The 18,812-nt window shown below is 70.5% G+C and carries 16 protein-coding genes, 1 other RNA gene and 2 pseudogenes; 7 read left to right on the top strand and 12 right to left on the bottom strand.

Features of this window, described 5'->3' with window-relative positions:
• The 3 genes and pseudogenes from Q0R63_RS06360 to Q0R63_RS06350 form a co-directional block, all read right to left on the bottom strand.
• Window positions 1-424: pseudogene (locus tag Q0R63_RS06360) on the bottom strand (hypothetical protein); the annotation flags it as partial.
• A 215-nt stretch (window positions 425-639) separates the two neighbouring features.
• Window positions 640-1,065, bottom strand: coding sequence for a VanZ family protein (locus Q0R63_RS06355; RefSeq protein ID WP_295695436.1), 426 nt, complete (start codon window positions 1,063-1,065; stop codon window positions 640-642).
• Window positions 1,066-1,114: 49 nt separating this feature from the next.
• Window positions 1,115-2,398 carry a lytic murein transglycosylase gene (locus Q0R63_RS06350; protein ID WP_295695434.1) on the bottom strand — a complete coding sequence of 428 codons (1,284 nt, stop codon included), beginning with the start codon at window positions 2,396-2,398 and terminating at the stop codon, window positions 1,115-1,117.
• A 302-nt stretch (window positions 2,399-2,700) separates the two neighbouring features.
• Between Q0R63_RS06350 and Q0R63_RS06345 the strand changes: the two genes are divergently transcribed.
• Both Q0R63_RS06345 and Q0R63_RS06340 read left to right on the top strand, forming a co-directional pair.
• Entirely contained in the window at window positions 2,701-3,408 is a 708-nt protein-coding gene (locus Q0R63_RS06345; protein ID WP_295695432.1) for an SIMPL domain-containing protein, read from the top strand.
• A gap of 44 nt (window positions 3,409-3,452) precedes the next feature.
• A complete protein-coding gene (locus Q0R63_RS06340) occupies window positions 3,453-3,851 on the top strand; it encodes a thioredoxin domain-containing protein (RefSeq protein WP_295695430.1) in 399 nt (132 codons plus the stop codon).
• Window positions 3,852-3,981: 130 nt separating this feature from the next.
• Here the strand turns inward: Q0R63_RS06340 and ssrA are convergent.
• Window positions 3,982-4,347: a transfer-messenger RNA gene (gene ssrA, locus Q0R63_RS06335) on the bottom strand.
• 193 nt (window positions 4,348-4,540) lie between these two features.
• Here ssrA and Q0R63_RS06330 point away from each other — a divergent pair.
• From Q0R63_RS06330 to Q0R63_RS06315, 4 genes are all read left to right on the top strand, one after another.
• The gene (locus Q0R63_RS06330) at window positions 4,541-4,972 is read left to right on the top strand and encodes an SRPBCC family protein (protein WP_295695428.1); all 432 of its coding nucleotides are present in this window, start codon (window positions 4,541-4,543) and stop codon (window positions 4,970-4,972) included.
• Window positions 4,972-5,472 carry a DUF427 domain-containing protein gene (locus tag Q0R63_RS06325; RefSeq protein ID WP_295695438.1) on the top strand — a complete coding sequence of 167 codons (501 nt, stop codon included), beginning with the start codon at window positions 4,972-4,974 and terminating at the stop codon, window positions 5,470-5,472. Before Q0R63_RS06330 ends, Q0R63_RS06325 begins: the two co-directional genes overlap by 1 nt.
• A 67-nt stretch (window positions 5,473-5,539) precedes the next feature.
• Window positions 5,540-6,037: a helix-turn-helix domain-containing protein gene (locus Q0R63_RS06320; protein WP_295695426.1), complete on the top strand. Its 498-nt coding sequence runs from the start codon at window positions 5,540-5,542 to the stop codon at window positions 6,035-6,037.
• 449 nt (window positions 6,038-6,486) lie between these two features.
• Window positions 6,487-7,506: an NADP-dependent oxidoreductase gene (locus Q0R63_RS06315; protein ID WP_295695424.1), complete on the top strand. Its 1,020-nt coding sequence runs from the start codon at window positions 6,487-6,489 to the stop codon at window positions 7,504-7,506.
• Window positions 7,507-7,721: 215 nt separating this feature from the next.
• On the opposite strand, the gene Q0R63_RS06310 is transcribed toward Q0R63_RS06315, so the two are convergent.
• Complete coding sequence (locus tag Q0R63_RS06310; protein ID WP_295695422.1) at window positions 7,722-8,615, bottom strand: type II CAAX endopeptidase family protein; 894 nt, start codon at window positions 8,613-8,615, stop codon at window positions 7,722-7,724.
• 404 nt (window positions 8,616-9,019) lie between these two features.
• Here Q0R63_RS06310 and Q0R63_RS06305 point away from each other — a divergent pair, with 404 nt between their 5' ends.
• Window positions 9,020-10,207, top strand: coding sequence for an MFS transporter (locus tag Q0R63_RS06305; protein ID WP_295695420.1), 1,188 nt, complete (start codon window positions 9,020-9,022; stop codon window positions 10,205-10,207).
• Window positions 10,208-10,351: 144 nt separating this feature from the next.
• Here the strand turns inward: Q0R63_RS06305 and Q0R63_RS06300 are convergent, their stop codons facing one another.
• The 7 genes and pseudogenes from Q0R63_RS06300 to prfB all read right to left on the bottom strand — a co-directional run.
• A complete protein-coding gene (locus Q0R63_RS06300; protein WP_295695418.1) occupies window positions 10,352-11,398 on the bottom strand; it encodes a GNAT family N-acetyltransferase in 1,047 nt (348 codons plus the stop codon).
• Window positions 11,395-13,374, bottom strand: coding sequence for a DUF2207 domain-containing protein (locus Q0R63_RS06295; RefSeq protein ID WP_295695416.1), 1,980 nt, complete (start codon window positions 13,372-13,374; stop codon window positions 11,395-11,397). Before Q0R63_RS06295 ends, Q0R63_RS06300 begins: the two co-directional genes overlap by 4 nt.
• Entirely contained in the window at window positions 13,371-13,841 is a 471-nt protein-coding gene (gene smpB, locus Q0R63_RS06290; RefSeq protein ID WP_295695414.1) for an SsrA-binding protein SmpB, read from the bottom strand. The genes Q0R63_RS06295 and smpB overlap by 4 nt, the downstream gene beginning before the upstream one ends.
• 158 nt (window positions 13,842-13,999) lie before the next feature.
• Window positions 14,000-15,301 (bottom strand): peptidoglycan DD-metalloendopeptidase family protein, encoded by a 1,302-nt coding sequence (locus tag Q0R63_RS06285; RefSeq protein ID WP_295695412.1) that lies wholly within the window; start codon window positions 15,299-15,301, stop codon window positions 14,000-14,002.
• A gap of 81 nt (window positions 15,302-15,382) precedes the next feature.
• A complete protein-coding gene (ftsX, locus tag Q0R63_RS06280) occupies window positions 15,383-16,291 on the bottom strand; it encodes a permease-like cell division protein FtsX (RefSeq protein ID WP_295695410.1) in 909 nt (302 codons plus the stop codon).
• Window positions 16,291-17,139, bottom strand: coding sequence for a cell division ATP-binding protein FtsE (ftsE, locus tag Q0R63_RS06275; RefSeq protein ID WP_295695408.1), 849 nt, complete (start codon window positions 17,137-17,139; stop codon window positions 16,291-16,293). Before ftsE ends, ftsX begins: the two co-directional genes overlap by 1 nt.
• Window positions 17,140-17,460: 321 nt before the next feature.
• A pseudogene (gene prfB / locus Q0R63_RS06270) lies at window positions 17,461-18,564 on the bottom strand (peptide chain release factor 2); the annotation flags it as partial.
• Between the last annotated feature and the right edge of the window lie 248 nt (window positions 18,565-18,812).

The following is an 18,812-nucleotide window of genomic DNA, read 5'->3' as shown; positions in this document are numbered from 1 at the left end:
TCGGACGACTCGACGAACGGTCGTCACGCGGAGCCCAGTCACGACGCGGAGCGCCCGTGGTCGGACGACTCGACGAACGGTCGTCACGCGGAGCCCAGTCACGACGCGGAGCGCCCGTGGTCGGACGACTCGACGAACGGTCGTCACGCGGAGCCCAGTCACGACGCGGGCGGTCGGTGCCGCCCGAGGTGGGGCGGCTGGCCGTGCGGTCGTTACGCGGGGCGAAGTCACGGCGGGGGCGGTCGTCACGCTGCGGGCGCTCATGACGGTCGTCGCGCTGCGGGCGCTCGCCGTACGGGGCCGCAACCGGGCCGGCCTGGCCTCGGTGGTGCGGCTTCTTGGTGGGGGACTTCTTGGCCGCGGTCTTCTTCTCCACGGACCAGCGGGCCTTCTTGGGCGCGCCGGAGGACAGCTTGCTGCTCACGATCGTTCAACTCACTTCGGTGATTCGAGGTAGACACGTCTCGAATCTCCTGGCGAGGGGACCATCACAGACGAGCCTCAGGCACTCCGCTGAACGGGCGCCCGGTGGGCCGGCTTCCAGCAGTTGCTGACCGGCGTCGGACCCGCTCCGCGTAGGGATCTGTGCGTTGATGTCGCGTGGCGCTGCCGTGCGCCTCGGAGTCGGGTTATCGGAGTCTACCAGCGCTCCGGCGGTGCCCCGGACCGCCGCCCACGCGCCAGCCACCACGTCGCGACCACGACCCCCAGGCCGACGCCCAGCAGGTCGGCCGCGGCATCCCACGGATCCCCGGAGCGGCCGGGCAGCAGGTAGTGCTGGACCAGCTCGCTCACCGGTGCGTGCAGGATGAAGACGACGGCAACGGGGACCACCCGACGCCACCACAGCGCCCCAACGACGACCGGGACGAGGAACAGCGGCGGGTGGACGACCTTGTCGGCCCACGACACCGGCCCCACGATCGTGACGCGCGGCCAGTAGAGCGCCGCCAGGTGAACGGCCAGCACCACGACGAAGGCGAGCCCCCACCACCGGTCGTGGGCAGCCGGCTCCCGCGTGTCCGGTTCCGTGTCTGTGATCTCTGCGCTCCGACCGGCCGTCATGGGGCCAAGACTGCCACGACCTGGACGGGGGGTCGCCGACCCGAGCCGACTACGGCCCGGTCGTGGTCGTCGCCGACGTCGTTGCCGAGGTCGTTGCCGAGGTCGTTGCCAAGGTCGTTGCCGAGGTCGTCGCCGAGGTGGTGGTCGAGGTCGTCGTGGTCGGCGGCGGTGTCGTGGTCGTGGTCGGCGGCGGTGTCGTCGTTGGCGGCGTGGTCGTCGTTGGCGGCTTGGTCGGCGGCGTCGTGGTCGTCGGCGCCGTCGTGGTCGTCGGCGTCGGAAGCGTCGGAGCCGTGGTGGTCGTCGCCGGCGGCGGAACCGATCCGGTGCTGTCCTGCGTCGGCGTCACGCCATCGCGATAGGCCACGCCCCAGGACACCACGGACTCGAGGTAGGGCTGAGAATTGTTGTAGGACAACACTGCTGCGGAAATACCCGCGGGACTGGAGAGGTCGCGGCCACCGGCGCAGAGGTAGGCGCCCGCGGCGGTGGCGGCGTCAAAGATGTTGTTCGGGTCCTTCTTGCCGTCGCCGTTGCCGTCCCGACCCCACCGCGCCCAGGTGCCCGGGAGGAACTGCATCGGCCCCACGGCACGGTCGAACGACGGATCGCCGTCGAGCACCCCGTGGTCGGTGTCCCGGATGACCGAGGTCCCGGGCACGCTCCCGTCGAGCCGGACCCCGAGGATCACGCCTCGGGTGGTCCCGGCAGCATCGACCCGGCCGCCGGAGGCGTGGCCGGACTCGATCCGCCCGATCCCCGCCAGCAACCACCACGGCAGGTGGCAGGCCGGGCTGGCGGCGGCGATGTTGGCTTCCGCCTTCTTGTATGCCGCGAGGGCGGTGACGGGGATGCCATCGGAGCCGACGGCGCCGGCCGGCCCGTGGATGGCGAGCAGCGCGGCGGCATCCGCGGCGGCGGTCTTGGGATCGACGGGCTTCGCTGCCGCGACCAACGCGGCCGGCGCAGCGATGGTCCCGGCCCGGGAGGCCGACGTGGAGACGGGGTCGAGAGCCGACCCGTGCCACCGCTCGTGATCGGAGACGCGCAGGCTGATCCCGCCGTCGTTCCACGCGGCGACGAGCGGTGCAGCGACGATGTTGTCCGCGACGGACGAGGCGGACGAGGCGGGGACCTTGGCGCCGGGGATGACCGCCCCGACGAGGGCCACGGTGCTGACGACGGGCAGGGCGACCCACCGACCCACACGCCCGGACCCGGGTCGCCGGCGCGCGACCCCCAGGCCGAGGGGTCGGACCGATCTGGCGTCAGCGGCGTTCTCCCGCTGCCACTGCGCGATCGCCTCGGTGTCGCGAACGACATCGAACCACCCCATGAGCACTGCCTCCCTGTTGCCGCTCGACCACCGTAGGCCGCTGCTCGTGGGGCCGCATCCTCGGACCCCTCATGATCGTGCGTCACCCGACAATGTAGGTCGGTGACCTGTGGGACAACACCGTCCGTCGGTGTGGACAACACTGTTCCTCGGGCCGCACGCCCCCACCAGCCTCATCAGCAACACTGGCCTCGCGAGCCCCGCGATACCGGTCTCATTGGCCATCCTCTCCGGCCTGCCTGGCCCTCTCATCCCCCGAACGGCCAGCCCGGATCCGGAGAACGGCCACCTAAGGTGGGCGGATGCAGGAGAGCGACGGAGCCTCGGAAGGCAGGCGCGACCACCGCGGGCGGGGGCCTCGTCGCCGGATCGACGTCGTCGGCGCGGGACGGGCGTCGGCGACTCCCGACGTGGTGCGCCTGCAGCTCGGCGTCCGGGCCGACGGTGACGATGTTGCGGGAGCCCTGCGACTGGCCGGCGGACACGTCAGCAGCATCGGCGCAGCCGCCCGCGAGCACGGCATCGCGGCCGTCGACATCAGCTCGACCGGCGCCGGCGTGCAGCCCCGCTACGACCGCGAGGGCCAGCCGACCCGCGGCTACCAGGCCTTCCACCAGCTCAGCGTCGTGGTCCGGGTGGTCGATGACCTCAGCGCGGTCGTCGACGCGTTCTCCGCCGCCGCCGGCAACGCCCTCAGCATCGACTCGATCTCGCTCGACCTCGCGGACCGCGGACCGTTGCAGGTGCAGGCGCGCGACGCCGCGTTCGCCGATGCCCGCGCCAAGGCGGAGCAGTATGCCGCCCTGGCCGGTGGGCAGCTCGGCCCGGTGCTCACCGTGGCCGAGGGAGGCAGCCCGAGACCGGGATTCGCCCGCGCGGCCATGGCGTCCGGCTGGGTCGAACAGGCGAAGTCGATGCCGGTGGAGTCCGGCGAGCACACGGTCGGCGTCACCATCGCCGTGACCTTCGCCCTCTCGATCGTCCTCTCCGACGACGCGGAACCAGGCTGAGCCGGCTCGGGAATGCTGCGCGGATCCCGTCCGTTCTCCACCACATGGCTACGACCGAACTCACCGCACAGACGTTCGAGAAGACCGTCACCGACAACGAGATCGTCCTCGTCGACCTCTGGGCCTCCTGGTGCGGCCCCTGCATGAGGTTCGGACCCGTCTACGACAAGGCGTCCGAGACCGCGAGCAACGAGGGCATCGTCTTCGCCAAGGTCGACACCGAAGCCGAGCAGGCCCTCTCGGCGGCCCTCGACATCTCCTCCATCCCGACGCTGATGGCGTTCCGCGAGGGCATCCTCGTCTTCCGCCAGGCCGGGGCGCTGCCCCCCGAGGCCCTGCAGACGCTGATCGACCAGGTCAAGGGACTCGACATGGACGACGTCAAGGCCCAGGTCGCCGCCTCGCATCAGGCCACGCAGCAGCAGTCAGCAGCCGGCGCCTGACCCCTGCACCCTCGAGATCCAGCCCGCCGACGCGGCACACCAACGCGGCCCGACCGGAAGACCGGTCGGGCCGCGTTGCTGTCGCTCAGGATCTCTGACAACTGATGAGCGTGACGTGGTCACCACGAAGTGGTGGAGGTGGCGGGAATTGAACCCGCGTCCGATGACGCGAGACCAGGACTTCTCCGGGCGCAGTGCACTAAGGATTTTCTCGGCCCCAGGGCTCGCGCACACACGTCCCCTGACAGGCCCAGCTGAGTAAGAGTCCCGCGTCGCCCCCCAGCATGACGACGCAGCAAGTCCTCTAGATGACGCCGGCTGCTGAGTCGAGGACACACTCAGACCGACGGACTTCAGACTCGCTCAGGCGGCGAGGGCGAAGTCGGTGCGCTTGGAATCGGCACCTATTGGTTTGCACGGATCGTTAACGAGTTAACCGCGCGTCCTCGGCCCGCTTCTCCTGGACAGACGACCACCGTCGAAACCGATCACCCCCTCGGGGGCGACCACGTCACACTGTTCAGATATCAAGGACCGCGAGTGTCGAACGACCCCGAGTGTCACATGACCTCGAGTGTCACATGACCTCGAGTCTCGAGGCCCCCGAGTATGTCCTCACAACGGGTGGTCGTCCAACTTGATTCCCCCGTGTCAGGATTGAGCGACACCCTCTGCGGCAGGAGCCCCCCATGCGCGTCGAACGCATCGTCACGACCGACACCCCGCTCGACCGGGTCTACGCCTATCTCAGCGACTTCACCAACACGACCGAGTGGGACCCCGGCACCGTGCGCACGGAGAAGATCTCCGGGGACGGCGGGGTGGGCACGGCATACCGCAACATCTCGAAGTTCCTCGGCCGGGAGACCGAGCTGACCTACACGGTCGTCGAGCGCGTCGAGGGCAAGGTCATCGCCCTGCAGGGGGTCAACAAGACGGTGAAGGCCAAGGACACGATGACCTTCGCGCCCGCCGGCGCCGGCGGCACCCAGGTCACGTATGCCGCGGACTTCGAGTTCTCCGGCATCGCCAAGTTCCTCGCGCCCATCCTGCGGCCGGCCCTCGACCGGCTCGGTGACGAGGCGCGCGACGGGATGGCCAAGGCCCTGGCGGCGCTGTGATCACCCGCGACCCCGTCGGCCCGGGGCAGGAGTCGGTCTGGGACTACCCCCGCCCGCCGCGGGTCGAGACCACCGGCGCGACGGTGGAGATCGTCCTCGGCGGCGTGACGATCGCGCACACCACGCGTGCCCTGCGGGTCCTCGAGACGAGCCACCCGCCGGCCTACTACCTCCCCGTGGACGCGTTCGTGCCCGGTGCGCTCGTACCGACAGCCGGATCGACCTGGTGCGAGTTCAAAGGCGCCGCAGCCTATTTCGATGTCGTCGCGCCCGGCAGCGCCCCGTCTGTCGCGGCCGCACGAGCCGGCTGGACCTACCCCCACCCCTCCCCCGGCTTCGAGCAGCTCGTCGACCACGTCGCGGTGATGCCGGCCGCCATGGACCGGTGCACCGTCGACGGCGAGGTCGTCGTCCCCCAGGAGGGCGGCTTCTACGGCGGCTGGGTCACTTCACGGGTGGTCGGTCCGTTCAAGGGCGCCCCCGGCACCCGCGGCTGGTAGGACTGCCGCCCGCCGCACGGTGCGCCAGAATTGACAGCACTTATATACGTGCTGTTATATCTACCTCATGACCGATGACGACGACCTCGTCGCGAGCAGTGTGATCCGCCCGCTGCTGCACCTCCTGGACTCCTTCGACCGCGAGATCGTCGCGCTCTACGACGGCGCAGGCGTCCCCGGCTTCCGCTCCCGCTTCGCCGGCCCGCTCATCCAGCTCGGCCGCCTCGGACCGCAGACCGTCCGCGAGCTCGCCGACGGACGCGAGGTCACCCACTCGGCGATGAGCCAGACCGTCTCGGCGATGCGCCGCGACGGCTTCGTCGAGGACGCTCCCGCAGGCCGCGACGCCCGGACGCGTCGGGTGCAGGCGACCGCGCGGGCCCGCGACCTGCTGGCCTTCCTCGAGGCCGAGTGGCGGGCGACCGAGACGACGATGCGCCAGCTCGACGCCGAGATCCCCTATCCCCTCACCCGGGTCGTCGCAGATCTCTCCGAGGCCGTGGCCCGGCACCCCTTCGGCGACCGGTTGCGGGCGAACCTCGAGCACTTCCTGCCCGGGGCGTGACCGGGTGACGGCCCGCCTGGTCCTCGACCTGTGGTCGCTGCGTGACTCCCCGGCATACCGGCGGCTCGTCGCCCGAGGGGTTCGACCCGGCTAGGGCGAGATCCCAGAACGGAACCCGGGTGTCCGTTGCGCTCGACGACCGTCACCCCTGAAGGGTCGGCGCGTCCCCCGAAGGACCGGACACCCGGGCTGTTCCGTGATGCCGATCACCCCCCTGCGGTGACCGGCATGCAGTGAGATGACGCCTGACCGAAGAACGTTCCGCGTGATCTCACGTCCTGTTTTCGGATCACCGCACCTGTCCGGATTGGACGGTTTCAGGAATTCATCGAACGGACTCTGCGCGCGCCGACCGCGCGGGTGTGGTGTGCTCTGGAGGTTGCCCCGTCGGGGTAGGCGCGCCCACCACGTCCTCGGACCCGAGGACGTCCTGACAGCGAGGTCACGACATGAGTTACCACGAGTGGCACCTGGTCCGACGTCCCGACGGGGCACCGGTCGACGAGGACTTCGCCCTGGTCCCCACGAAGCGGCCCGCCGTCGACGACGACGACGTCCTCGTGCGCAACACGTTCCTGTCGCTGGACCCCTACATGCGCGGCCGGATGAACGACACGAAGTCCTACGTCCCGCCGTTCGGTCTCGGCGAGCCGATGGTCGGGGGCGCGGTCGGGGTGGTCGAGGAGGTCGGCGGCACGGTCCTCGACGGGTCGGGCAAACGCGTCGAGGTCGGTGCCACGGTCCTCCACGACCAGGGGTGGCGCACCCACGCCGTCCTGCCCGGGCGCCGGCTCCGCGTCCTCGACACGACTGCTGTCCCGGCCCAGGCGTGGCTGGGGGTGCTGGGCATGACCGGCCTCACGGCATACGCCGGGTTGCTGCGTGTCGCCCAGTTCCAGCGTGGCGACGCCGTGTTCGTCTCCGCTGCCGCCGGTTCGGTGGGCTCCCTCGTGGGGCAGATCGCCCGGCTCAAGGGCGCCTCGCTCGTCGTGGGGAGTGCCGGCGGGCCGGCCAAGGCCCAGTGGCTGCTCGACGACCTCGGCTTCGACCGCGCCATCGACTACAAGACCGTGCCGGTCGGTCGCGGGCTGCGCGAGGCGGCGCCCGACGGCATCGACGTCTACTTCGACAACGTCGGGGGTGACCACCTCGAGGCGGCCATCACCAGCCTGCGGCTGCGCGGACGGGTGGCGGTCTGCGGGATGATCTCCCGCTACAACGACACCGGGGCGGCTCCGGGGCCGAAGAACCTCGCCCTGTTCATCGGCAAGCGCCTGACGATGACGGGGTTCCTCGTCAACGACCACGCCGATCTGCGCGAGCAGTTCGAGGACGAGGTCGGCGGCTGGGTGCGGGAGGGCAAGGTGGTCTGGCGCGAGACCGCGGTCGAGGGCATCGAGGAGGCCGTCCACGGCTTCCAGTCGATGCTGGCCGGCGGCAACGTCGGCAAGATGCTGGTGCGCATCTGAGCTGATCTGACGCAACGACGACCGTTGGTCTCGAACGAGCCGACGGATGAGCATGTCGGAGTGACGGCGAACCGACCAACGGTCGTCGTTGCGCGCGAGTAACGTGCTTGCGCTGAGGTGTGCCACTGACCCGCCGGCAGGGAGAAGGCGGACGAGGGCAAGGGCGCCGGTCGAGTATGCCGCCCGGCCGCTCGGGCGGGCTCGGCCGGACGCGCTCAGACCGGGACGACGTCCTGGACCGTCGGCCCGAGGACCGATGGACTGCCACGACGGCCTGCCCGGATCTCGAGGCCCACCAGCGCGATCGCGAGGGCGATGACCGACGTCGTGGAGGTGGCAGCGAGGAGTCCGGTCGCGGCGGCGGTCCCGGAGATGAGGTTGTAGGTCCCGTGCCAGACGGCGACCAGCAGGATGCTGCCACCGCTGCGGTTGTAGAGCCAGCCCAGCACGACCGCGCCGCTGAACAGCCCGATGACCCAGCCCACGAGGATCGCCGGGCCGAAGGATCGGAAGGTGTCCACGACGACGAACATGGGTGCGTGCCAGCCGGCCCAGATCGCCGCGACGACCAGGGTCGCCACGAGGGGGCTGTGTCGTCGTTGGAGCCGGGCGAGGGCGAAGCCGCGCCAGCCGGTCTCCTCACCGAACCCGTTCACGAGCAGGATGGCACCAGCGACGCCGAGCACGCCCCAACCAGTGGGCAGTCCGCTGAAGACCGCGAAGTCCTGCGCTCTCGACGTCGGGCGGCCGGAGACCGTCTGGAACACCAGGATGACGGCCAGCAGGAGCAGCGGGCTCAGCGCGAACAGCCACCAACGGACGGGCACCCGGACCCGCGTCATCCGGCCGAAGAGGTCGCGTAGTCCTGGCCGCCCCTGCTGTGCGGCCGTCAGGACCAGGGCCGCGATCAGGGGACCGAGCAGGGCCGGGAAGTGGGTGGGCCACCCGTCGCCGGCGCTCACGAGGCCCTGGCTCAGGGCGATCGGGATGAGCCACGCCCAGGAGATGGCGTAGGCGAGCAGGACGTAGCCGCCGACCCCCCATCGTCGGCCCCGGATCGCTGGCCCGTCGGATGCCTGCGCGGGGGCCGTGGGGGCTGATCTGTCCATAACGGCATACAAGCGCTGACGGGCCTCGCCGAACAGGGACCATCGTCACCGCCCGTTGTGCGGTCTGCGAATCGATCAGTAGAGCGTCTGCTCATTGTCTGGTTCAGCGTCTGCTGACCGTCTGGTCGCGCGCGACGACGGCAAGGTCCCAGCCATCGAGGTGGGGCTCGCGAGCACCGCCTACGACCGTGACACAGCCTGACGAACGTTCGTACCCCGTCTCCCCCGGGTGCTCGATCGCGGCGGCCCCAACGCAACGACGACCGTGGGGTCCGTCGCGCGGGACCCTCGAGCGTCGCGCCGTCACCGCGGACCACCCAACGGTCGTCGTTGCGCGAGCCGCAGCGCGCGGACCCGGTCACCCCGCTCGGGCGGCCCGGCCCCGCTCGTGCTGAGGTGGTGCGGTGCGCACCCTCTCCCCGCGAGCCGCCTTCGCCGCGATCGTCGCCGCCTTCGCGGTGACGATGATCGGCACGACCCTCCCGACGCCGATGTACGGCATCTACCAGCAGCGCTTCGGCTTCTCGCTGTCGATGTCGACCGTCATCTTCGCCGTGTATGCCGCGGGCGTCCTCGTCGCGCTGCTCGTCACCGGCCGGTGGTCGGACGCCGTGGGCCGCCGCCCGCTGCTCCTCGGGGGTCTCGGGCTCGCCCTCCTCAGCGACCTCGTCTTCCTCGCCGCGACCGACACGTGGGTGCTGCTGATCGGTCGCGTCCTCTCCGGCTTCTCCGCGGGCGTCTACGTCGGCACCGCCACTGCCGCCGTCATCGAGTCGGCCACCCCGGCGTGGAAGGACCGCGCCCCGCTCGTCGCGACGGTCGCCAACGTCGGGGGCCTCGGGCTCGGGCCGATGCTCGCGGCCGTCCTCGTCGACCTCCTGCCGTGGCCGACGCAGCTGTCCTTCGTCGTCCATATCGTCCTCGTGCTGGCCGCGACCGCCCTGGTGTGGCGCGCGCCGGAGACGGTCGAGGTCGAGCCCGGGGCCCGGCTGCAGCTGCGGAGGCCGAGCGTGCCGGGGCCGGTGCGCAGCACCTTCGTCGCCGCGAGCATCGTCGGCTTCGCCGGCTTCGCGGTCATGGGGCTGATGACGGCCGTGTCGCCGCGACTCGTGGAGCGGGCCGTCCCGGGCGCTGGCCAGGTGCTCAGCGTGCTCGTCGTCTTCGTGCTCTTCGTCGCCTCCGTCGGCAGCCAGGTCGTCCTCAACCGGATGCAGCTGGCACGCGCCGTCAACCTCGGGTGCGGGCTGCTCGTGCTCGGCATGCTGCTGCTCGCCGTCGCCATCGGCACCGACTCGCTCGCCCTCATGCTCGTCGCGGCGGTCGCCTCGGGCGCCGGTCAGGGACTCTCCTTCAGCAAGGGGCTCGCCTCCGTCCTCACCCGCACCGAACCCGATGACCGCGCCGGCCTGACCTCGGCGTTCTTCGTCGTCGCCTACGTCGCCATCTCGCTGCCCGTCGTCGGTGACGGGCTCGCGTCGCAGAAGTGGGGGCTCGGTCCCGCCGGGGTGTGGTTCTCGGTCGCCGTCGCCGGGCTCGCCGTCGCCGCCCTCGTGGCCCTCGTCGTCGACCAGCGCCGCGTCGAGTACGCCTGACGCCGGCTCTCTCCACCTCCACACCCGCTGGCTCCCCCACCCCCGGACCGCTGAGGTCCACGCGGCATACGGGACACGCGGCATACGGGACGAGCGGGCGGGCGTATGCCGCCTCCTCAGCAGGCGGGCGGCCGCGGGCGAGCCTCAGGTCGGGACGGTGACGTCCTTCTGCCAGGACTCGGTCGTGTGGTGCAGCACCCAGCCCATCGAGCGGTAGAGGCCGTCGGCTCCCGTCGGTGAGTCGGCATCCACCTCGAGGTCGACCCGGTCCCGGCCCCGCTCGACGGCATCCTCCATGACGGCGTGCAGCAGCGCCTTCGCGACGCCCCGGCCGCGGGCCCTGCGGTGGACGCCGATGTAGTCGACGTAGCTGCCCTCGACCCCGGGGGCGCCAGGAGCCAGCACCGAGGCGACGAGGGCGCCACCGAGGACGGGGTCCCCGTCGACCTCGACGAGGGCCAACCACCAATGGTCCCAACGGTGCCCGGGGTCGGCCCGGAGCCGGGTGGCGAACTCGGGGAAGCTCTCGCGGTAGGAGTTGAAGTGGTCCTCGAAGGACTCCTCGAGCACCCGGTGGACGGCCTGGAGGTCCTCGGCCACGGGCAGCGTCGTGCCGTCGCCGAGGTCGTGGACGCCGACCCGGCGCACCACCACGCCGTCGCGGGGAGCGGGGAAGGTCTCGGCCGGGTCGACGGGCCGCGTCAGGTTGAGCCACGTCCGGGCGCAGCGGTATCCGGCCCGGTGGAGCCACTCCCGCTTGAGGTCGTCGTCCCGGTCGAGGAGCGCGTCGAGCTGCGTCGTGAGGACGTCACGCTCCCGGCCGTAGTCGAGGGCCACCGACTCGAGCCAGGCGAGGAGCCCGTCCGCCACCGTGTCGAGCACGACCGCCGGGACGTGGTCGACGTCCAGCGTCAGCTCGACCTCGGTGCGACCAGCAGCCCGGTCGTGCACGGTCGCCCACCCCCGGATCACGCCGTCGGGATCGAGGGCGACGACCTGTCGGCGGGTCCACGACGCGAGCCCGACCACCTCGGCGACGATGCCGTCCCGGTCGGCGGAACCCTCACCGCGGGTGCGACGCCGCCGGGCCGTGCCCAGCTCGACGAGGCGGTCGACGTCGTCGACGACCGGCACCCGGGCATACCAGCCGTCGGGCAGGCTCGGGGCAGGGCCCTGCGGGAGTGTGGTCACCAGGAGCCGGAGCTCGAACCGCCACCGCCCCCGCCGCCGAAGCCACCGCCGCCGAAGCCCGACCCGCCGGACCCGCCGGAGGTGGCGGTCGCGGCGAAGGTGCCACCCGCCGAGGACGCGAACGACCCCACGCCGGAGGCGATGCTCGTGAAGTTGGGGAACGCGGCGCCGCTGTAGATGTACCAGGACGGCATGAGCAGCGGCTGGTTCGCCGCTGCGGCGGCCTCGGCGACCTTCTGGAACGTGCCGGCCCAGCGGTCGGCGACACCGAAGACGATCGCGTAGGGGAGGTAGCGGCTGAAGATCGACTGGGCCTCCTCGAACCTGATCTGGCCGGCTTCGGCAGTCTCGAGATACTTCTTGAAGCCGAGGGCCTGGACGTTCATCGCCGAGCCCTCCGCCGTCTTGGCCGCCATCCGCTTGCCGAGCACGCGGAAGATCAGGCCGGCGATGATCAGCCCGATCCCGAGGATGACCCCGGACGGGATGCCGATACCGATCCCTCCGGTACGGTCGATGTCGGAGGTCGGCTTGGCCAGGAAGAAGATCGATGCGACGCCCGCGCCGATGAGGACGAAGCCCGCTCCCTGCCAGATCCCCCGCTGGGACTGGGGCGACTTGCGGAACCACCCGCGCTGGACGACCTCCTCGTACATCTGCGCCTTGGCGGCCGTGAGCGTGGTGTTGAACTTGTACTTCAGGTCGCTCAGCTGGACGGGGTTGGAGGTCTCGAATATCCCCTCGAGGATGGTCGACTCGTAGGCCCGCAGCGGCGGCTGGTTGGGGTCGGGGTTGAGCCGGGTGAGGGTCCAGTCCGTCCGGGAGAACATCCCGCCGCTCGGGGCCTCCTCGATCCGCAGGTATCCCCGGACGGCGAGGTCGACGACGGTCGCCGAGACGTCGACGGTGTCGACGCTCTCGTCGATGATCGTGCCGACCATCCCCGGCTGGACCCCGGCCGGCGGGGTGAACTGCACGGCGATCGTCGGGCGGGCAGCGTGCACCGTCGGGGCCGACGCCACGGCGCCGTCCGTCACGCCCGGGGTCAGGCCGGGGGTGAGGCCGGCGTAGTACTCGTCGCGGCCGCGGTGCGCGACGAGCGTCCCCATCAGGCCGCCCGCGACGACGGGTACGAGCAGGCCGCCTCCCAGCGCGAGACCGGTGAGCGCCTTCGCCTGTGCCGCATCGACGCTCGAGGTGCCGCTGCGGATGTCCGGGGCGAGCGCACTGAAGCCCGCACGCGGCAGCTTGGTCGCGACGGTGATGTCCTCGCCGGACAGCACGTTGCTCGCCGAGAACATCGCCGGGTTGCCGGGCGTGGCGCTCCCGCACGGGTCGGTGGTGCCGCTGCCGCGGTAGCAGGCCGCTTCGGTCACCCCACCGGGGCCGGAGACCTCGACGGTGACCGCGTCCTTGGGGACGGTGTCGTCCTTGAAGATGTTGTAGTAGAACTCCGCGTGGTCCGTGAACGGGTTGACGACGTTGGCCAGGTGATAGGTCAGCAGATAGGTCTGGGTGCCGGTGACCGTCTGGTTGGCGTCGCCGATCTTGATCGTCGTGACGGCGCCCGCGTCGGTGAGCGTGAAGGCACTGGGGGCCCCGCTGGGGCTGCTCACCTTGACGTCGCCGATGGAGTAGTAGCGGTAGGTGTCGTTGTTGGTGGTGGTGGCCTGCTGGCGCACGACGATGTCACGGTAGATGCCGTGGTGGGTGCCCGGCCCGAAGCTGTAGGCGATGGACTCCGTGAACGTCGCGCCGCCCTGCTGGTCCAGGACGACCTTGTCGTCGAAGGTGGTCATCGAGTCGTGGTCGGCGGCGGCGGGCACGGACCACGGGCTCACCCCCGCCTTCGTCGCGGCGGCCGGCGCAGAAGCCGGCGCGGCCCAGGCCGTCGCCGGCAGGGCGACCATGAGCGCGAGCGCCGCGAGCACGGCATACAGGGCTCCGAAGCGGTGGATCGACCCGGTGCGACTCATCGGTGCTCCTTGGTGCTCATGGCGCGATCGGCCTCGCGCTTGTCCTGGCGTTCACGCAGCGCGTAACGCTTGTCGTACTCCTTCTTGCCGGTCGCGACGGCGATCTCCACCTTGGCGCGGCCGTCCTTGAAGTAGACCGACAGGGGCACGATGGTCCGCCCGCTCTCCTTGGTCTTCGCCTCGATCTTGCGCAGCTCCTCACGGTGCAGCAGCAGCTTGCGACGACGCCTCGGTGCGTGGTTGGTCCAGGTGCCCTGGGTGTACTCAGGGATGTGGACGCCTTCCAGCCACAGCTCGTTCCCGGTGAACTGGGCGAATCCGTCGACGAGGGAACACCGCCCGGCGCGCAGCGCCTTGACCTCGGTGCCCCAGAGAGCCATCCCCGCCTCGTAGGTGTCACCGATGTGGTAGTCGTGGCGAGCCTTGCGGTTGCTCGCCACGACCTTCTGACCGCGTTCCTTGACCACTTGGGTGTCTTCCTGCTGAGGTGCCCCGGCCTGCGGCCCCGGCACCAGGACTGAGGCGACCCGGTATGCCGGGTGCACCACTGCTCGCCGACAACGCTACCCGTTCTGCTGCTCGAGGCCGCGAACCATTGGTGGTGAGGGGCGGTCCGGCAGGACGGTCAGATCCACTTCCGCGGGTTGACGAACTGACCGTTCTCGAGGGTCTCGAAGTGGAGGTGGCAGCCGGTGGACCAGCCGGTGGTCCCGGAGTAGGCGATCAGCTGGCCGCGCTTCACCGGGCCGGAGGTGACGACGAACGAGCTGAGGTGGTTGTAGGTCGTGGCGAGGTCGACCCCGCTGATGATCCCGTGGTCGATGACCACCCGGTTGCCGTCGGCGCCGCCCCAGCCGGCGCTGATGACCGTGCCGTCGGCCGTGGCGAAGACCGCGGTGCCGCAGGGGATGCCGAAGTCGGTGCCCGAGTGCAGGCCCCACGTGTGGTAGATCGGGTGGAGGCGCATCCCGAACTCCGAGGTGATCGGGCCGTTCGCGGGATAGCTGAGGAAGCCGGTCGACCCGGTCGCGGGGACGTAGTTCTGGCCGGCGGCCCGGGCACTCGCTGCTCTGGCCGCCTCGGCGGCCCGAGCCGCCGCGGCCTGGGCCACGAGCATCGCCTGCAGCCGGGCCTGCTCGGCCGCAGCCACCGCGAGGCGCGCCTGCTCGCCCTTCTTCTGCGCGTCGAGCGAGTGAGCGAGCGCGGCCTGCTGCTTCTGCAGCGCCAGGAGACGCGACTGGGCGCGCTGCGCCACGTCCCGCGCGCTCGACGCCGTGGTGAGGGCTGCCTGGACCTGGGCCTTGAGGGTGACGATCTCGGCCCGGACGGAGGTGAGGTAGGCCTTCTGGGCCACGTCCTCCGCCTTCGCGTTCTGCAGGTCGGTGATGGCGGCGTTGGTCAGGGAGGTGATCGTGTCGGCGAGCACCAGGCGGGTGGCGAAGTCGTCGGCGCTCGTGGCCCCGAGGGCGACCGACAGCTGCGAGCTGCCGCCGCCCTGGAAGGCGTCGGCCGCGAAGTTGTCCAGCGTGGACTGGGTGTCGACCAGCTCCTGCGCATGGGTCTTCGCGCTCTCGACCGAGCGCGCCTCGTCGGCGGTGGCGACCGCGAGCTGTGCGGCGACGTCGTCGTTGCGTTCGTCAGCCGCCTTCTCGCGCTGCTGCGCGGAAGCCAGGGCGGCTTGGGCGGCCGGCACCTTGGCGGAGGTCGCCTGCCAGGCCTGGTAAGCGCTGACCAGCGCCGTGGAGGTGCCCTCGAGCGCGTCCTGCAGCTGCTGGACCTGGGCGTCAACCTTCTGCTTGTCGCCACCGGTGTCGGCCGAGACCGACGTCGCGAGAGGGATGCCGAGAGCCGACACGCAGCAGAGGGAGACCCCGACCGCGAGCGTGCGGTCGAGGACCCGGCGTCTCGTGCTGCGCAGGTGCCTCATTGACCCCATTGGTACCACGATTCCCTCCAGCACCATCGGTGCGGCGCGCCGGTTCCCGCTGGGTTGGTGGGCCTGGACTACCTACACCCGAAGGTAGCGCCGGAGGGTGAACCCGGAGGTGAATATCGCCAGAAGGACGACGCCGCCGATGACCCAGGGCGCGATGAGGACGACGTCGGCGGTCCCGATGAACGCGGTATCGAGCAGCGCGTTGCTGAGGTAGCCCGAGATGCCGTAGCGGACCGTGGCATAGAGCAGCCACATCGCCAGGCCGGCGCCGATGATCGCCGACACCACCGTCTCCATGATGAAGGGGAACTGGATGGTGAGGTTGGAGGCCCCGACGAGTCGCATGATGCCGGTCTCCCGGCGCCTGCTGAAGGCGGTCTGGCGGATCGTCGTGGCCATCAGGAGCGTCGCGCAGACGACCATGAGCACAGCGAGGCTGATGGCCGACCACGACACGACGTTCATGAAGGTGAAGAACTTGTCGAGCAGCTGCTTCTGGTCCTGGACCTTGCCGACACCTGGCGCGCCCTGGAACGAGCTGGCGATGACGTCGTACTTGCCGGGGTCGTTGAGCGAGACGCGGAACGAGTCGGCGAAGGCGCGCTCGGTCGCCTGGTCGCCCAGCGGGGAGTTCTTGAACTGCTCCTTGAAGCGCGCGTAGGCCTGGGCCTGGGACTCGTAGTAGACGTCCTTGACCGTCGGCTTCATCTGCTCAAGCTGGGCCTGCAGCTGGTCGCGCTGCGCCGGCGTCGTCGCCGCGCCCGCGCAGTTGGGGTAGAGCGACTTGTCGACGCACAGGAAGATCGAGACCTGGACGCGGTCGAACCAGTAGTCCTTCATCGTGTCGACCTGCCGTTGGGCGAGCAGGCCGAGACCGAGGAGATACATCGAGATCATCGTCACGAGGACGACGGAGACGACCATCGAGACGTTGCGACGCAGGCCGTTGCCGATCTCGCCGAGCATGAAGGTGGCGCGCATCAGCGGGTCACCTCGCTGACCTCGGGACGTTGCCGGGTGACCGGACCGGTCTCACCGGGCTCGCGGGGCGGCATACCGGGCTCAGCGGGCGGCATACCGGGCTCGCGGGGCGGCATACCGGACGAGCGGGGGCGCGGGCGCTCGCCGTGCGGGACCACCGACGAGGCGATGCCGTAGCCACCGCGGCTCTGGTCGCGCATCACCTGGCCGAGCCGCAGCTCGACGACGCGCTTGCGGTAGGTGTTGACGATCTCCTCGTCGTGCGTCGCCATGACGATCGTCGTGCCCGAGCGGTTGATCCGGTCGAGGAGGGCGACGATGTCGATGCTCGTGGCGGGGTCGAGGTTGCCGGTCGGCTCGTCCGCGAGGAGGATCGCCGGCTTGTTGACGATGGCCCGCGCGATCGCGACGCGCTGCTGCTCACCGCCGGACAGCTCGTGCGGGAGCCGCTTCTCCTTGCCCTCGAGGCCGACGGTCGCGAGGGTCTCCGGCACGGTCTGGCGGATGATCGAGCGGGACTTGCCGATCACCTGCAGGGCGAAGGCGACGTTCTGGAAGACCGTCTTGTTGGGGAGCAGCCGGAAGTCCTGGAAGACAACCCCGATCTCGCGGCGCAGCTGGGGGACCTTGCGGTCGGGCAACGTGGCGAGGTCCCGCCCGGCGACGAGGATGGTGCCCGAGGTCGGCACCTCCTCCTTGAGCGCGAGCCGCAGCAGCGTCGACTTGCCCGAGCCGGACTGACCGACCACGAAGACGAACTCACCGCGCTCGACCTCGAGGGAGACGCTGTCGAGCGCCGGTCTCGTGGTGCGCGGATAGGACTTGGTGACGGTGTCGAAGAGGATCATGGCGAGCCTTTGCACGTGCGCAGTCGGGCGAGCACGGGCAGTCGGCCCGCACGCGCTTCGAGGGTACGGCGCGAACCTCGGCCAGCCGGGTTATCGCGGCCTCGTGGCGTGGCGGGTGGGGCTGTGGTGGTGATGGGACGGTGGATGGGACGGACAGATCGGGACGACTCAGGCGTCGGCGCGGGCCTGCTTCTCCGCCTTCTCCGCCTTCTCGGCCTTCTCGTGCTGCCGGTCGGCCTGCTTCTCGGCCCGGTCGGCCCGCTCCCGCTGGTCGACCTGCTCCTGCTGGTCGACCTTCTCCTGCTTGTCGGCCGCGACGATCTTCTCCTGGCCGAGCCGCCAGCGGATACCCGCCTCGATGAACCCGTCGATGTCGCCGTCGAAGACGCCGGTCGTGTTGCCCACCTCGAAGTCGGTGCGCAGGTCCTTGACCATCTGGTAGGGGTGCAGGACGTAGGAGCGCATCTGGTCGCCCCACGAGGCCTTGATGTCGCCCGCCATCTCCTTCTTCGTCGCGTTCTCCTCCGCCTTGCGCACGAGCAGGAGGCGGGACTGGAGCACCCGCAACGCGGCAGCGCGGTTCTGGATCTGCGACTTCTCGTTCTGCATCGAGACGACGATGCCGGTCGGGAGGTGGGTCATCCGGACCGCGGAGTCGGTCGTGTTGACCGACTGGCCGCCGGGGCCCGACGAGCGGAAGACGTCGACCTTGATCTCGTTGTCGGGAATCTCGACGGAGTCGTCGGACTCGATGAGCGGGATGACCTCGACCGCGGCGAAGGAGGTCTGCCGGCGGCCCTGGTTGTCGAACGGGCTGATCCGCACCAGCCGGTGGGTGCCGGCCTCGACGCCGAGGTTGCCGAAGGCGTAGGGGACGTTGACCTCGAAGGTGGCGGACTTGAGCCCGGCCTCCTCCGCGTAGGAGGTGTCCATGACTTTGGTGGGATAACCGTGCCGCTCGGCCCAGCGCAGGTACATCCGCATCAGCATCTCGGCGAAGTCGGCCGCGTCGACGCCGCCCGCGCCGGAGCGGATCGTGACGACGGCCTCGCGCTCGTCGTACTCCCCGCTGAGCAGGGTGCGCACCTCGAGCTCGCCGACCGCCTTGGTGACGCCGGTCAGCTCGCGCTCCGCCTCGGCCATCGTGGCGGGGTCGCCGCCGTCCTCGGTGCCCATCTCGACGAGGGTCTCGAGGTCGTCGATCCGGCCGTCCATCTCCACCACGCGCTCGAGCTCGGAGTTGGCGCGGGACAGCGCCGAGGTGACCTTCTGCGCCTTGTCCTGGTCGTCCCAGAGGTCCGGCGCGGAGGCCTGCTGCTCGAGGTCGGCGATGCGGGTCCGCAGCGTCTCGAGGTCGGTCACCTCGCGCACGGTGTCCATGGTCGCGCGCAGGGTCTTGATCTCTTCCGGGAAGTCGACAGCCACGAGGAGTCAGCCTACGGCAGGCTGAGGGGGTGGCACCGATCCCCGACCTCGAGCGCCTCGTCCGCGCCCAGGACGGTGGCGGCCCACCCTCAAGGGCCCCGGAGTATGCCGGGTGCGGGACTGCGTGCGCCGCCAGACATGCAGAGGAGCGCCAGCGGCGCGGCATACCCGGACAGAGTCGGACACGATCCAGTCCTCTGTATGTTCGACTGACCGCCTCCGCCGAGGAGGAGAGCGTGCGGTTCGTC

The organism is Lapillicoccus sp., assembly GCF_025353065.1.
Taxonomy (GTDB): domain Bacteria; phylum Actinomycetota; class Actinomycetes; order Actinomycetales; family Dermatophilaceae; genus Lapillicoccus.
The sequence above is the reverse complement of the archived record's forward strand: the minus strand, read 5'-3'. Positions and strand labels throughout refer to the sequence as shown.